The sequence below is a fragment of the Pseudomonas sp. SJZ103 genome (assembly GCF_007828335.1).
Classification (GTDB): domain Bacteria; phylum Pseudomonadota; class Gammaproteobacteria; order Pseudomonadales; family Pseudomonadaceae; genus Aquipseudomonas.
The window spans coordinates 167,673-182,046 of the sequence record NZ_VIUN01000006.1 but is presented as its reverse complement, the minus strand read 5'-3'; the positions used below and the strand labels follow the sequence as shown (position 1 = coordinate 182,046).

The following is a 14,374-nucleotide window of genomic DNA, read 5'->3' as shown; positions in this document are numbered from 1 at the left end:
CAGCCGGTGCCTACGGTTTTCGAGGCCGCAATACCAGCCACAACGCCCCGGCAATCAACATGCCGCCATATAAATGCGCCATTGATAATGGTTCGTCGAGCAACAGCGCCCCCCACAACACCCCAAACGGCGGGATCAGGAAGGTGGTGGTCATCGATCTCACCGGTCCGATAGCGGTGAGCAGTCGGAAGTACAAAACATAAGCAAACGCCGTACACACCAGCCCCAACCCCAGCAACGACAGCCACACCTGCCACCCACCCCAGCTCGCGGGCGGATGGCTGATCGCGCTGTAGGCAAACAACGGCAGCAGAAACAGCGTCGCGCCCAGCATGCTGCCCAGGGCCGCGAGACGACTGTCCAGCCCGCCACGCTGGTCCAGCCAGCGCCGCGCGAGGAAACCGGCAAAGCCATAACAGGTGGTGGCCAACAGGCAGGCCAGTGCGCCCATCAATAATTCCAGGTCAAACGCCACCGGCCCCGCGCGAGTCAGCACGCCCACGCCGAACAGGCCCAGGCACACCCCGGCGATTTTCGACGCGGTGAGGCGCTCACTGAAAAACAGCCCGCCAATCAACACGCCCATCAACGGCGTGGTGGCATTGAAGATCGCCGAGTAACCCGCCGGCAGCACCTGGGCCGCCACCGAATACATGGTCGCCGGGATCCCCGAGTTGATCACCCCCAGCAATAGCACGGTCTTGAACTTGCCCTGGAAATCCCAGCGCACCCGCATCACCGCCAGCATCACCAGCAAGCCTGCGGCGGCAATCGATACGCGGAAAAATGCGGTCGGCACCGTGCCGATTTCCGGCGCGATGATGCGCATGAACAGAAAGCTCGCGCCCCAGATGGCGGCGAGCCCCAGCAGGTAAAGGGTGTCAACAGGCCTCACGGAACGCTCCTACATCAATAAGGCGGCGAGTGTTGCACGCCGCTTTCACTGATTACAGGACAAACCGCGTCACCAGCCCATTGAGGTCCACCGCCAGCCGCGACAGTTCCTGGCTGGCGGCCGAGGTCTGGGTGGCGCCGGCGGCGGTCTGGGTGGAGAGGTCGCGGATGTTCACCAGGCTGCGGTCCACATCACGCGCTACCAGTGCCTGTTGCTCGGCGGCGCTGGCTATCACCAGGTTGCGCTGGCTGATCTGCGAGATGGCGGCGGTGATTTTCTCCAGGGCGCTGCCGGCGCCGTTGGCCCGTTGCAGGGTCTGGCCGGCGTGCTCGGCACTGCTGTTCAACGCTGTGACCGTATCCTGGGTGCCTTGCTGGATACCGGTGATCATCTGCTCGATTTCTTCGGTGGAGTCCTGGGTGCGCTGTGCCAGCGAACGCACCTCGTCGGCGACTACCGCGAACCCACGCCCGGCTTCACCGGCACGCGCCGCTTCAATCGCTGCGTTGAGCGCCAGCAGGTTGGTTTGCCCGGCAATGCCGCGAATCACTTCCAGCACCTTGCTGATGTCCTGGGCTTGCAGCGCCAGGCCTTCGGCCTTGTTGGAGGCGCCGAGCACTTCGTCCACCAGGTTCTGGATCGAGTTGATGGTTTCGCTGATCTGGTAGTGGCCGTGCTTGCTGTCTTCATCGGAAGCCTGGGACGCCTCGGCACTGGACACCGCATTACCCGCGACCTGGTCCACCGCCGTGCTCATCTCGGTCACGGCGGTGGCAGCCTGCTCGATTTCATCATTCTGCGCCTGCAGGCCGCGCGTGCTTTGTTCCATCACCGAGCTCATTTCTTCGGCGGCGGAAGCCAGTTGCTGCGCCGATTCGCTGATGCCACGGATGGTGGTCTGCAGCTGCACTTGCATGGTCGCCAAGGCGGTCAGCAATTGCGCGGGTTCGTCATGGCCGCGCACCACAATCGGCTGGCTCAAGTCGCCGGCGGCGATGGTGCGAGCCACCTTCAGGGCCTGGCCGATCGGCGCGGTGATGCTGCGGGTCAGCAGCCAGGCCAGCAGTAAGGTGGTGATCAGGGCGACGGCGATAATCAGGCCGACAATCCACTGTGCGCTCGAATACATCCGTGCGGCCGAATCAGCCGCTGCTTCGACGCCGTTCTGGTTAAAGACGATCAGTTTTTCCAGGCTCTGGCTCAAGATCGTGCCCTGAGGGGCGAGGCGGCTGACGAGCAGGTCGAGGGCGTCTTGCTGTTGATCCTTGTCCACCAGCGCGACCATCTGCCCGACGATGGCCAGGTACGTTGCGACATTGCTCTTGAGGGTTTTCAGCAGATCGCGCTCTTCGTCATTGCTCAGCAAGGTTTCATGGCGATCGAGCAGGGCTTGCAGTTCGTTGCTGGTACGGCTGATCAGGCCTCTGCTGGTGTCACGCACGCGAGATTCGTCGGTGCTCACCAGGCGCAGGGATTCCAGGCGGATGGTGGCCACCAAGGCTGCGCTGTCGTGGATATTCTCGATGCTCGGCATCCACGACTGTTCAATGACCAGCGCGCTTTCGCGCAGCTTGGCCATCTGGCCCAGGCCAAACATTCCCACAATCACCAGCAAGCTGGCCAAAACCCCAAAACTCAGGCCGGCACGCAGACCGATCCTCATATTCCTCAATGACATCTCAATGCTCCTTGGGCGATTAGAACCTGCTCCCGGATCGGTCTTCGGACCTTGTTAGGGTGGGAGAGGGCGCGCTGTATATCAAAGTGCCATTAAGGTGGTAATCGGGGTTTCCCTTAGTTGGATCCAAAGCCCTGCGGAGGGTGCGCCCCCGTGCTGGCTGGCGGTTTCCCGCCTCTACCGGCCAGGCCACGATAGTAAAGGCGTGTGGATAAAACGCGCTGGGACTGTAAGGGGCGTTTATTGACCAGATGGTCGAATTAAAAAATTGAAAATAAATGTACGAAATGAACAGAGCCGTACAAGTCAGTGCAAAAAATGACCCTTCTCCTGCCTTCGTACACTGGCTAAGCTCAGGGCTTCCAGATACCCGTAGAGGTTTCCCGCATGTCGACATCCACGCCCGCCCTCGCTATCGCCCGCACGATCCTCGAAGGCTTCGACGATTACCGCGAGCACTTTCGCCAGATCACCGATGGCGCCCGCGAGCGTTTCGAAAAGGCCCAGTGGCAGCAGGGGCAAGCGGCCTCGGCGGCGCGGATCAACCTGTATGAAGACAAGGTCGGTGAAGTGACCACGCGCCTGCGTGGGAATTTCGAGGGCGGCACATTGTTCGACATTGATCTATGGCCGCTGGTGAAAAGCGCCTACATCGGCCTGATCGACCTGCGTTTTGACGATGAGCTGTCCGAGACCTGGTACAACTCGATCTTCTGCGGCCTGTTCAGCCATGACCTGATCAGCGACGGCTGCATGTTCATCCACACCACTCGGCCGAGCCTGCGCCGGGCACGGGCGGCACAAACCCGGATCTACGCGCCTGCCGGCCAGATTCCCGAAATGCTCGCGCAGATTTTTGCGGACTATCGTTTCAGCGAGCCCTACGCCGATCTGGCGGCCGACCTGGGGCGCCTCGAAATCCAACTGCGGGAAAACCTGCCGGACTGGGTGTGCAAGGATCCGGACCTCAAGGTCGAGCTGTTTTCCTCGGTGCTCTACCGCAACAAAGGCGCCTACCTCGTAGGGCGCATCTACACCCGCGACGAGCAATGGCCCCTGGTGATTCCGCTGCTGCACCGCGAAGGGCAGGGCATCCAGATCGATGCGTTGATCACCGACGAGGCGGAGGTGTCGATCATCTTTTCGTTCACCCGTTCCTACTTCATGGTCGACGTGCCGGTGCCGGCGGAATTCGTCGGCTTTCTCAAACGCATCCTGCCGGGCAAGCACATCGCCGAGCTGTACACCTCGATTGGTTTCTACAAGCACGGCAAATCGGAGTTTTACCGCGCGCTTATCAACCACCTGGCCACCACCGACGATCAATTCATCATGGCCCCCGGCGTACGTGGCATGGTCATGAGTGTGTTCACCCTGCCGGGCTTCAACACCGTGTTCAAGATCATCAAGGACCGATTTTCACCGTCGAAAAACGTCAACCGCGCCACGGTGATCGAGAAGTACCGCCTGGTCAAAAGCGTCGATCGCGTCGGGCGCATGGCCGATACCCAGGAGTTTGCCGACTTCCGCTTTCCCCTGAGCAAGTTCGAGCCCGAGTGCCTGGCTGAATTGTTGGACGTCGCTGCCGGCACCGTCGAAGTGGAAGGCGACACCGTGCTGATTCGCCACTGCTGGACCGAACGGCGCATGACCCCGCTGAACCTCTACCTGGAAAACGCCAACCCCGCCCAGGTGCGTGAAGCCCTGGAAGACTACGGCCTGGCGATCAAGCAACTGGCGGCGGCGAATATCTTCCCCGGCGACATGCTGCTGAAGAACTTCGGCGTTACCCGCCATGGGCGCGTAGTGTTTTATGACTATGACGAAATCTGCTTTCTCACCGAGGCCAACTTTCGCCACATCCCCGCGCCGCGTACCCCCGAGGACGAAATGGCGTCCGAGCCCTGGTACTCCATCGGCCCGCTGGATGTATTCCCGGAAGAATTCCCGCCGTTTCTGTTCGCCGATGCCGGCCAGCGCAAGTTGTTCGATCAACTGCACGGCGAGCTGTACAACGCCGATTACTGGAAAGGCCTGCAGGATACAATTCGGGCGGGAAAGGTGATTGATGTGTTTCCGTATCGGCGCAGGTGGGGAGAAGTGTCTTGAACCGCTCAGTCACTGTGGTTTAGCACACCCTGGAGTGTGCCTACTGAAAAAAACTACTGGCAATTATAAAAGTGCCAGTAGTTCAAGGTGATGCAGGTTATAAGTCGATATGTCTAATGGTTCGGTTGAGTTTACTTCAGGAATGGCATGTCTTTGTTAGTTTCCAGTATCCTGTCACTCCAGTTAGTCAAACGGTTCCTGTCTGTTTCGTTGGGCGAACTCCTCTGGCCTTTAGCCGTTGCCTGGTAGAGGTCATTCATCGATTCTTTATACGTTTTGTCGATATTCTTGGTTGAATATCCTTTGTCCTGCAATTCAATTTTTCTCTGTAGCAAACCTATAGGCTTGTCAACGTAACTTTGACCGAATTTGGACGTGGGGAAGTCGGTGGGGAGACTTTTTAAAGTTTCAATGGTTTTCCACGAGCTGGAGGAAGATGCCGATGCACCTTGTGGCATGCTGTCGGGCGTACGTTGGTGCTTTTCCGCAAATGAATGTCCATAGCCTCCGACACGAGAGGAAGACATGCGATCTATAGGCATAAAAACTCCGATGAACACTGTTGTTGATGATTGATAAACAGCGCGCCGAATATAATTTCGATATTACATCAGCGCATCAGTGAGTTCTCACAAAAGTGCGAGATGCTTCTTTATTCCTCTGGTGGAATAGTTTTCTATGTTTTTTAATGGCGTATTCAAGTATCGAATGGAAAAAGACGCGTCTTCTTGGCTTTTCTTTTGTTAAAGGTTACTCATGAAGCGCATTCCTCGATTGGCCTGGCTTGTAGTGTGGTAGTTCGCGATTCGATTGGCTGTCAGGTTGGTGGCTGGCGCGGATGGAGTACGGCTATTGCTCGTCGAACGCTGCGTACCTGTTGCTCGCGCATAGCTGGGAGGGTGTTCATAGGGCGGCGGGTTTCGAGGATTCGTTGCTTCGGCGTAGGAGGGCGGGTTGTCTAGGCGCGTAGTGGATGGACTGATCTCCATGGAAACTCCTGTTCACGTTAAGAAATGAAGGTTGGCCAGATGTGTCTGGAAGTTTTATTGAACCTTTCACACGCCATCCATTCCATCGGACTTATGCTGTTAAAAAGACAGAATGATCCACTCGGTGTCGTAGTAAATGTCCTTTTAGGCGGTAGGTCAGCGCGGTCGTGATTGACTGACCGTCTCCAGACTTGCCGAAATCTTCGACAATTCCTTCCTCTTTGATGACTTGCGCTGTGCAGGCCTCACCAACCTTACTTAAAAAACCGTTACCGACCTGATGACTGACCAAGCGCCCGCTATCGACCAACTGCTGAAAAGCCTCGACCACGCCATGCTCGTCGACCGCCACCGCTTGCGGCGCCAGCCTGTCGGTGATTCGCTATGACGACAGCCTGCCGATTGCGGCCAAGCGAGCACGTTGAATAGTGGGTTCTTGCGCTTTGCACTATTGGCACCCGGGCATTGTAGGGTGTTCATAGGGCGGCGGGTTCCGAGAACTCATTGCTTCAGCGTAAGAGGGCGGGTCGTCTGAGCGTGTAGTGGACGGCATGATCTGCATGGAGGCTCCGTTTCACATTAGGTTGGTGTCTGGAAGTCTCATTGAACCGTTCACATGCCATCCATCCCATCGGACTGCTGCTATTGAAACTACCGAATGGTCCACTCAGTGTCGTAGTAAATATCGTCCTCAGTGGTAAGTCAGCGCAGTCATGATTGACTGACCGTCTCCATACTTGTCGAAATCTGCGACAATCCCCGTCCTCTCTGACGACTTACGCTGCGCAGGCCTCACCTGCCTCACCCAAAAGACCCTTGCCGCCCTGATGACTGACCAAGCGCCCGCTATCGACCAACTGCTGAAAAACCTCGACCACGCCATGCTCGCCGACCGACACCGCTTGCGGCGCCAGTTGCTCGAGCTGCGCAAGAAACCCGACGAGGAGAAGCTGGCGCAGTGGGTCACGCGCATGCAGGCGTCCTGCGCCCAGGTCACGGCGCGGCGTGCCAGCCTGCCGGTGATTCGTTACGACGACAGCCTGCCGATTGCCGCCAAGCGCGATGAGATCAAGGACGCGCTGCTCAAGCATCAGGTGCTGATCATTGCCGGCGAAACCGGCTCGGGTAAGACCACCCAGTTGCCGAAAATCTGCCTGGAAATCGGCCGCGGCCAATACGGCCTGATCGGCCATACCCAGCCACGCCGGATCGCTGCGCGCAGCGTGGCCAGCCGCGTCGCCGAAGAGTTGGCCACGCCGCTGGGTGCGTTGGTCGGCTATCAGGTGCGCTTCGAAGACCAGAGCGACGCCAACACCCTGATCAAGCTGATGACCGACGGCATCCTGCTGGCGGAAACCCAGAACGACCGTTACCTGGAACGCTACGACACGATCATCGTCGACGAAGCCCACGAACGCAGCCTGAACATCGACTTCCTGCTGGGTTACCTGAAAACCCTGCTGCCGCGTCGTCCGGACCTGAAAGTCATCATCACGTCGGCGACCATCGACCTGGAACGTTTTTCCAAGCACTTCGACGACGCACCGATTGTCGAGGTGTCGGGTCGTACCTTCCCGGTCGACACCTGGTATCGCCCGCTGACCCTGGAACAGGACGAGGAAGGCAACCGTGTCGAAGACGACCTGACCGTCGACCAGGCGATCCTCGCCACCCTCGACGAAATCGCCGCCTATGAGCGCAGCGAACGGCGCAGTCCCGGCGACGTGCTGGTGTTTTTGCCCGGCGAGCGCGAGATTCGCGACGCGGCCGACATGCTGCGCAAGGCCCAGCTCAAGCACACCGAGATTCTGCCGTTGTACGCGCGCCTGTCGCCGGCCGAACAACAGCGCATTTTCCAGTCCCACCCAGGGCGCCGCGTGGTACTGGCGACCAACGTCGCGGAAACCTCGCTGACGGTGCCGGGCATTCGTTATGTGATCGACAGCGGCACCGCTCGCATCAGCCGCTACAGCTACCGCGCCAAGGTGCAGCGCCTGCCGATCGAGGCGATTTCCCAGGCCAGTGCCAACCAGCGTAAAGGTCGTTGCGGCCGGGTGGAGCCGGGGATTTGCATTCGGTTGTACAGCGAAGAGGATTTTATCGGGCGTCCGGAATTTACCGACCCGGAAATCCTGCGCACCAACCTCGCGGCGGTGATCCTGCAGATGCTGCACCTGCGCCTGGGCGAAATCACCGACTTCCCGTTTATCGAGCCGCCGGATGGCAAGGCCATCAGCGACGGTTTCAACCTGTTGCAGGAGCTCTCGGCGGTCGACCGCAACAGCCAGCTGACCCCCCTGGGCCGCCAGTTAGCGCGCCTGCCGGTGGACCCGCGCATGGGCCGCATGCTGCTTGAAGCCGCCAAGCTTGGCAGTTTGCAGGAAGTGTTGATCGTGGCCAGTGCCATGTCGATCCAGGACCCGCGCGAGCGCCCACCGGAGCGTCAGCAGGCCGCCGATCAGGCCCACGCACAATGGAAGGACCCGGATTCGGACTTCGCCGGGCTGGTCAATTTGTGGCGTGGCTTTGAAGAGCAGCGCCAAGAGCTGACCGCCAGCCCGCTGCGCAACTGGTGCCGCAAGAACTTCCTCAACTATCTGCGCCTGCGCGAGTGGCGCGATTCCCATCGCCAGTTGAGCCTGATCTGTCGCGACATGCAGTTAACCGTCAACAAAGAACCGGCAGACTTCCCCAAACTGCACAAGGCGGTGCTGTCCGGTCTGCTCAGCCAGATCGGCCAGAAGACCGAGGACGGCGATTACCTTGGCGCCCGTCAGCGACGTTTCTGGATTCACCCGTCCTCGGGGATCGGCAAAAAACGCCCGCAATGGCTGATGACCGCCGAACTGGTGGAGACCACCAAGCTGTATGCACGCATGGTGGCGAAGATCGATGCCGACTGGATCGAACCGCTGGCCGGGCACTTGATCAAGAAGAACCACTTCGAACCCCACTGGGAGAAGAAGCGCGGCCAGGTGGTGGCGTTCGAGCAGATCACCCTGTTCGGGCTGATCGTGGTCGGGCGTCGGCCGGTGCATTACGGGCCGATTGACCCGGTGGTGTCGCGCGAGCTGTTTATTCGCGAAGGTCTGGTGCGCGGTGAGATCCAGTCCCGCGCCAAGTGCCTCACGGCCAACCAGCAACTGCTGGAGCAACTCGACGAACTGGAAGCCAAGGCGCGCCGCCGCGATATCCTGGCCGATGAAGAAACCCTGTACGCCTTCTACGATGCACGGCTGCCGGCGGATATCCACCAGACCGCCACCTTTGACAGCTGGTACAAGGTCAACAGCCAGAAAGATCCGCAGTTGCTGATCATGCGCGAAGAAGACGTGCTGGCCCGCGAGGCCAGTGAAGTCACTGCCGCGCATTACCCGGACACCCTGCACCTGGGCGATCTGGAACTGGCCCTGAGTTACCACTTCGAACCCAACCACCCCCGCGACGGCGTGACCCTGCGCGTACCGGCACCGCTGCTGCCGGCCTTGCCGCCGGAGCGTCTGGAGTGGCTGGTGCCTGGGGTGATCGAAGCCAAGTGCATCGCCCTGGTGCGCAACCTGCCCAAGGCCCTGCGCAAGAACTTCGTGCCGGTGCCGGATTTCGTCAAGGCGGCGCTGCAGCGCATCGAGTTTGGTCAGGGCTCGCTGCCCCAGGCATTGGGGCGCGAGTTGCTGCGCATGACCGGGGCGCGGGTCAGCGATGAGGCCTGGGCCGAAGCGGCGCAGCAGGTGGAAAACCATCTGAAGATGAACCTGGAAGTGGTCGACGGCCAAGGCAAGTTCCTTGGCGAAGGCCGCGACCTGGCCGAGTTGACCGCGCGTTTTGTCGAAGCCAGCCAGGCCGCGCTGGCCGTGCCGCACACCGCGAAAAGCCAGCAGCCGGTGGAGGCCAAGGTGTTCGCGGCGGTGGCCGAGAAAACCCAGCAGAAGATCGCCGGGCTGTCGATGACGGTCTACCCGGCGCTGGTGGAAGAAAACGGCACCGTCAAAGAGGGACGTTTTTCCACCGCCGCCGAGGCTGAGTTCCAGCACCGCCGTGCGTTGCAGCGCCTGCTGATGCAGCAATTGGCGGAACCGGCCAAATTCCTGCGCGGCAAATTGCCCGGCCTCACTGAACTGGGCCTGATGTACCGCGAACTGGGGCGTATCGATGCTCTGGTGGAAGACATCCTGCTGGCCAGCCTCGACACCTGCGTGCTGGACGGCGAAGCCAGTTTGCCGCGTGACGGTGCCGGATTGGCGGCGCTGGCTGAACGCAAGCGTGGCAGTTGGACCGAACACGCCGAACGCCTGGCGCGCCTGACCCTGGAAGTGCTGAAGCTCTGGCATGGCCTGCAAAAGCGCTTCAAGGGCAAGATCGACCTGGCCCAGGCCGTGGCCCTGAACGACATCAAGCAGCAATTGAGCAACCTGGTGTATCCCGGCTTTGTGCGCGAAACCCCGGCGCAGTGGTTCAAGGAATTGCCGCGTTTTCTCAAGGCCATTGAATTGCGCCTGGAGAAACTGCCGAGCCAGGTGCAAAAGGACCGCGTGTGGAGCAGCGAGCTGGGCGGCCTGTGGGCGCAGTACCAGAACCGCTTGAACAAGCACACCCAGGAAGGCAAGCGCGACCCGCAACTGGAGCTGTATCGCTGGTGGTTGGAGGAATATCGGGTGTCGTTGTTTGCCCAGCAGCTGGGTACCAAGGTGCCGATTTCCGACAAGCGCTTGAGCAAGCAGTGGAGCCAAGTAGAGCCCTGAAGCTCTCCCTGTCTCCAAGACTGAGCAGGTCCAAATGTGGGAGGGGGCTTGCCCCCGATAGCGGTGTATCAGTCACAGAATCTTTGTCTGACACACCGCTATCGGGGGCAAGCCCCCTCCCACATTGAAACTTGATGGCGTTTTGATCAGGGTGTTTGTCCGGCATATGGCGCCAAACCCCAGGGTTTGTGGCAAACTTCGCGGTTATAAATGCCGGGATCGTCGTGATGGGCTGGTGTGTAGCCACGGCGCGATGGAATAAAGCGATGCCAGTTTGATGTCCGCTGGGCGGAATAGAACTACTTACGGTTTGGTACGTCGGTACCAATATCATCTGCCTGACAGATTTAGAGGAACGATCGTGCATAACGTCGTCATCAGCGGCACTGGCCTTTACACCCCTGCCAACAGCATCAGCAACGAAGAACTGGTGCAGTCTTTCAATGCTTACGTGCACCAGTTCAATTCGGACAACGCCGCCGCCATCGAGCGCGGTGAAGTCCAGGCGCTGACGGAGTCGAGCGCTGCGTTCATCGAAAAAGCCTCGGGCATCAAGAGCCGCTTTGTGATGGACAAGGACGGCATCCTCGACCCGCAGCGCATGGCGCCGCGCCTGCCTGAGCGCAGCAATGACGAGTGGTCGGTGCTTTGCCAGATGGCCATCGGTGCCGCCGAACAGGCCCTGCAGCGCGCCGGCAAGACCGCTGCCGACATCGACGGCGTGATCGTCGCCTGTTCCAACCTGCAACGTGCTTACCCGGCCATCGCCATCGAAGTCCAGGAAGCCCTGGGCATCGCAGGCTTCGGTTTCGACATGAACGTGGCGTGTTCCTCGGCGACCTTCGGCATCCAGAACGCCGCCAACAGCATCCAGCTGGGCCAGGCCCGGGCGATCCTGATGGTCAACCCGGAAGTCTGCACCGGCCACTTGAACTTCCGCGACCGTGACAGTCACTTTATCTTCGGCGACGCCGCCACGGCCGTGGTCCTCGAGCGCGCCGACCTGGCGACCTCCGAGCATCAGTTCGACGTGGTGAGCACCAAGCTGCTGACCAAGTTCTCCAATAACATCCGCAACAACTTCGGCTTTCTCAACCGCGCGGCGGAAGAGGGCATCGGTGCGCCCGACAAACTGTTCGTGCAGGAAGGCCGCAAAGTCTTCCGCGACGTGTGCCCGATGGTCGCCGAGCTGATCGGCGTGCACCTGGAAGAGAACCAGTTGAACGTGGCCGATGTGAAGCGCTTCTGGCTGCACCAGGCCAACCTGAGCATGAACCACCTGATTGTGAAGAAACTGCTGGGCCGCGAAGCCACGGTGGAAGAAGCCCCGGTGATCCTCGATACTTACGCCAATACCAGCTCGGCGGGTTCGGTGATTGCGTTTCACACCTACCAGGACGATCTGCCCAAGGGCGCCGTCGCGGTACTCAGTTCGTTTGGCGCAGGCTATTCGATCGGTAGCGTGATCCTGCGTAAGCGTTAAGACAATCGAGGTCTTGAATGGCAGCAGCGGACGACGCGCACCTGCTTGAACGACTGCTCAAGGGCGAGCAACGGGCCTACAAGGAATTGGTCACCACGTACCAAAGCGCAATGCGGGCGGTGGCGTATGCCATCGCCGGCCAGCGCCATGCCGACGAAGTGGTGCAGGACGCCTGGCTGTCGGTGGTGCGCAACCTGGCCAAGTTCGAAGGGCGTTCCAGTCTCAAGACCTGGCTGCTGACCATCACCGCCAACGCTGCCAAGGGGCGCTATAAGCAGAATCGCCGGGAAGTGTTGCTCGACGATTTGCCTTCGCCCCACGGTACCATCGGCGATGACCGATTCTCCCCCGATGATGGCCACTGGGCCGTCGCCCCGTATGCCTGGCACCAGGACACCCCGGAAGCCTTACTGACCGAGGATGAACTGCGCGAGTGCCTGGAGCACACGTTGCTGAGTTTGTCCGAACTGCAAAGCAGCGTGCTGGTGCTGCGTGAACGGCAGGGGCTGGAGCTGGAGGAGATCTGTAATCTTCTGACGCTCTCACTCTCCAATGTCCGCGTGCTGTTGCATCGAGCACGGCTTAAAGTCTTCGCCACGGTGGAGCATTTTGAGGAAACGGGCGAATGTTGACCTGTAAAGAACAAGTGGCACGTTCCAGTGACTATCTCGATGGGCAATTGACCTTTCGTGAACGTCTGCTGGTGCGTCATCACTTGATGTTCTGCCCGAACTGCCGACGGTTTATCCGCCAGATGCGCCTGATGCAGGCGACGTTGCGGATTTTGCCGGACGACCCGGTAAAGGATGTGGATGCCTTGGCGCAGCGGCTGGCTGCCGAGCGGCTCAAGGATCAGAAAGGCGGGGAATAAGCAGGCTCGCGTGGATGGATCGGACGGATGATGGGGATCGATCCACCCATGCGAGACTGTTGCAGCCACCTCGGGCGTCCTTGCCCGGGGTTTTGAACACTTCTCTTTAGAACTTGGCTTCTGCATCCAGCTGGAAGGTGTTGGCTTTGGCGCTACCGTTCACGAGCGTACGGCTGTAGGTGTCGGTCTTGGTCAGGAAGTAGGTCGCGCCGACGGCGAAGTTCTTGTCGATGTCATAGCCGACTTTGAACTTGTGACCACGGGAACCGGTGAAGCCGCCGCCGAAGTCCGAATCGGTGAAGGCACCCACCACGGCGTTTTTCTGCACGTCGCGGTAGTTGTAGTCCAGGTTGAAACCGAACACCTGGGACTTGGCACCCAGCAACCAGGCAGTGTCCGCATCGTCGACAGCGTCGTTGTTTTTCACATACTGACCGTACAACGACAGGGGGACCGCCAGGCCGCCGATATCGACTTGACCGAAGCCTTCATACAGGCGGAACTCGCCGTTGGGGGTGTTACCGTTGGTTGCCAGCACGTTCGGGGTACTGCTGCCGGAGGCACGGCTGTCTTCATCGTTCTGGTAGGCGTAGACGCTGCCGCCCAGGGTCATTCTCAGGTTGTCGGTCACCGAGAAACGAGTCCCCAACTGGCCGGTGGTCAGGCGCAGGTCATGGCGGTACTGCACGCCGTCACCGTCCACGTTGTCCTTGAGGTTGTAGTTGCCCAGGCTACCGAACAGCTCGGCGTTGCCGCCCAGCGGATACTTGTAGGTGACTGCCAGGCCTTCCGGGTTGATGTCGCTATCCCAGATCACATCGCCCATGTTGACCCAGGGCTGCAGCATTTTGCCGCCAATGATGTGCAGGTTTTTGATCTGGTCGGGGTGGTAGTCGATGTAGCCGAGGTCCAGCCAGATCGATTTTTTATCGAAATAGCCGTCCAGGTCCTGGTTGGTGGAGCGCGCATCGCTGCCGCCGCCGGTGGCGATACGAATACCGGTGTCCACCTGTCGGTTGATTTCGGTGTAGGCGCCGAGGCGCGCGCGGATCCGTTCGCGGTCCTTGTCACGGCCGGTGACGCCAGCGCGGGTGACGCCATTTTCGCCTTCGACCTTGATGGTCTCGTGACGCATGCGCACATCACCCTTGAACTGAGTCTTGGCGGCCCAGGCCAGCTTCTGGTCGAAGCTGCTCAGCTCGTTGGTTTTCTTCGCGGTGGCCGCGATCTGTTCGTTGGTCTCTTGTTGAGCTTGCCGTGCGATCTGCTGTTCTTTCTGGTCTTTGGCCAACTCGTTTTGCAGTTCGGTGTACTGCGAAGCGGTGATCTGGCCGTTGGCCTTGAGCATGTCGAGCAATTTAGCGTCGACTGCAGCGCTGGCCGGAACGCTCAGGGCCAGTAACAGGCCACCGCACAGGACCGCCGCAGTTTTAGTGGAAGCAAGACGCATATCAATCTCCGAAAGTGAGGAGGGATGGCAAACCATCCAGGACACGACCGACCGATGACGGACGGAAAAATAACCACCTGCTAGAACCAGGCGCTCTAAAAACAGGCGTCAGTATCACGATCGTTTATGACGGCGCAGTGGCGAAGTGATGTCATGTAGA

Annotated in this window: 10 protein-coding genes; 5 read left to right on the top strand and 5 right to left on the bottom strand. The window is 59.7% G+C overall.

The annotated features are described in order from the left end of the window. Window positions 1-10: 10 nt before the first annotated feature. Both FBY10_RS15770 and FBY10_RS15765 read right to left on the bottom strand, forming a co-directional pair. The gene (locus FBY10_RS15770) at window positions 11-895 is read right to left on the bottom strand and encodes a DMT family transporter (protein ID WP_131698658.1); all 885 of its coding nucleotides are present in this window, start codon (window positions 893-895) and stop codon (window positions 11-13) included. Between the two features lie 52 nt (window positions 896-947). Then, window positions 948-2,558, bottom strand: coding sequence for a methyl-accepting chemotaxis protein (locus FBY10_RS15765; RefSeq protein WP_371920976.1), 1,611 nt, complete (start codon window positions 2,556-2,558; stop codon window positions 948-950). Between the two features lie 402 nt (window positions 2,559-2,960). Between FBY10_RS15765 and aceK the strand changes: the two genes are divergently transcribed. Beyond that, window positions 2,961-4,682: a bifunctional isocitrate dehydrogenase kinase/phosphatase gene (aceK, locus tag FBY10_RS15760; RefSeq protein WP_145337004.1), complete on the top strand. Its 1,722-nt coding sequence runs from the start codon at window positions 2,961-2,963 to the stop codon at window positions 4,680-4,682. A 131-nt stretch (window positions 4,683-4,813) separates the two neighbouring features. Here the strand turns inward: aceK and FBY10_RS15755 are convergent, their stop codons facing one another. Both FBY10_RS15755 and FBY10_RS15750 read right to left on the bottom strand, forming a co-directional pair. Further along, on the bottom strand, window positions 4,814-5,224 hold the full coding sequence (locus FBY10_RS15755; protein ID WP_131698655.1) for a hypothetical protein: 411 nt from the start codon (window positions 5,222-5,224) through the stop codon (window positions 4,814-4,816). Window positions 5,225-5,762: 538 nt separating this feature from the next. Then, the gene (locus FBY10_RS15750; RefSeq protein WP_145337003.1) at window positions 5,763-6,023 is read right to left on the bottom strand and encodes a hypothetical protein; all 261 of its coding nucleotides are present in this window, start codon (window positions 6,021-6,023) and stop codon (window positions 5,763-5,765) included. 475 nt (window positions 6,024-6,498) lie between these two features. On the opposite strand from FBY10_RS15750, the gene hrpA reads away from it, so the two are divergent. From hrpA to FBY10_RS15730, 4 genes are all read left to right on the top strand, one after another. Further along, entirely contained in the window at window positions 6,499-10,410 is a 3,912-nt protein-coding gene (gene hrpA, locus FBY10_RS15745) for an ATP-dependent RNA helicase HrpA (protein ID WP_145337002.1), read from the top strand. Window positions 10,411-10,771: 361 nt separating this feature from the next. Further along, window positions 10,772-11,893 (top strand): beta-ketoacyl-ACP synthase III, encoded by a 1,122-nt coding sequence (locus FBY10_RS15740; protein ID WP_131698652.1) that lies wholly within the window; start codon window positions 10,772-10,774, stop codon window positions 11,891-11,893. A 17-nt stretch (window positions 11,894-11,910) separates the two neighbouring features. Continuing rightward, window positions 11,911-12,525 (top strand): RNA polymerase sigma factor, encoded by a 615-nt coding sequence (locus tag FBY10_RS15735; protein ID WP_131698651.1) that lies wholly within the window; start codon window positions 11,911-11,913, stop codon window positions 12,523-12,525. Beyond that, on the top strand, window positions 12,519-12,764 hold the full coding sequence (locus FBY10_RS15730; RefSeq protein WP_131698650.1) for an anti-sigma factor: 246 nt from the start codon (window positions 12,519-12,521) through the stop codon (window positions 12,762-12,764). The genes FBY10_RS15735 and FBY10_RS15730 overlap by 7 nt, the downstream gene beginning before the upstream one ends. Window positions 12,765-12,870: 106 nt before the next feature. On the opposite strand, the gene FBY10_RS15725 is transcribed toward FBY10_RS15730, so the two are convergent. Next, window positions 12,871-14,214, bottom strand: coding sequence for a putative porin (locus FBY10_RS15725; protein WP_131698649.1), 1,344 nt, complete (start codon window positions 14,212-14,214; stop codon window positions 12,871-12,873). Window positions 14,215-14,374: the final 160 nt, after the last annotated feature.

What these genes read in the sequence shown, in the direction of transcription:
- FBY10_RS15765 (WP_371920976.1), bottom strand. Translation starts at nt 2,558, where the DNA reads ATGAGGATCGGTCTGCGTGCCGGCCTGAGTTTTGGGGTTTTGGCCAGC.
- aceK (WP_145337004.1), top strand. Translation starts at nt 2,961, where the DNA reads ATGTCGACATCCACGCCCGCCCTCGCTATCGCCCGCACGATCCTCGAA.
- FBY10_RS15755 (WP_131698655.1), bottom strand. Translation starts at nt 5,224, where the DNA reads ATGCCTATAGATCGCATGTCTTCCTCTCGTGTCGGAGGCTATGGACAT.
- hrpA (WP_145337002.1), top strand. Translation starts at nt 6,499, where the DNA reads ATGACTGACCAAGCGCCCGCTATCGACCAACTGCTGAAAAACCTCGAC.
- FBY10_RS15735 (WP_131698651.1), top strand. Translation starts at nt 11,911, where the DNA reads ATGGCAGCAGCGGACGACGCGCACCTGCTTGAACGACTGCTCAAGGGC.
- FBY10_RS15730 (WP_131698650.1), top strand. Translation starts at nt 12,519, where the DNA reads ATGTTGACCTGTAAAGAACAAGTGGCACGTTCCAGTGACTATCTCGAT.
- FBY10_RS15725 (WP_131698649.1), bottom strand. Translation starts at nt 14,214, where the DNA reads ATGCGTCTTGCTTCCACTAAAACTGCGGCGGTCCTGTGCGGTGGCCTG.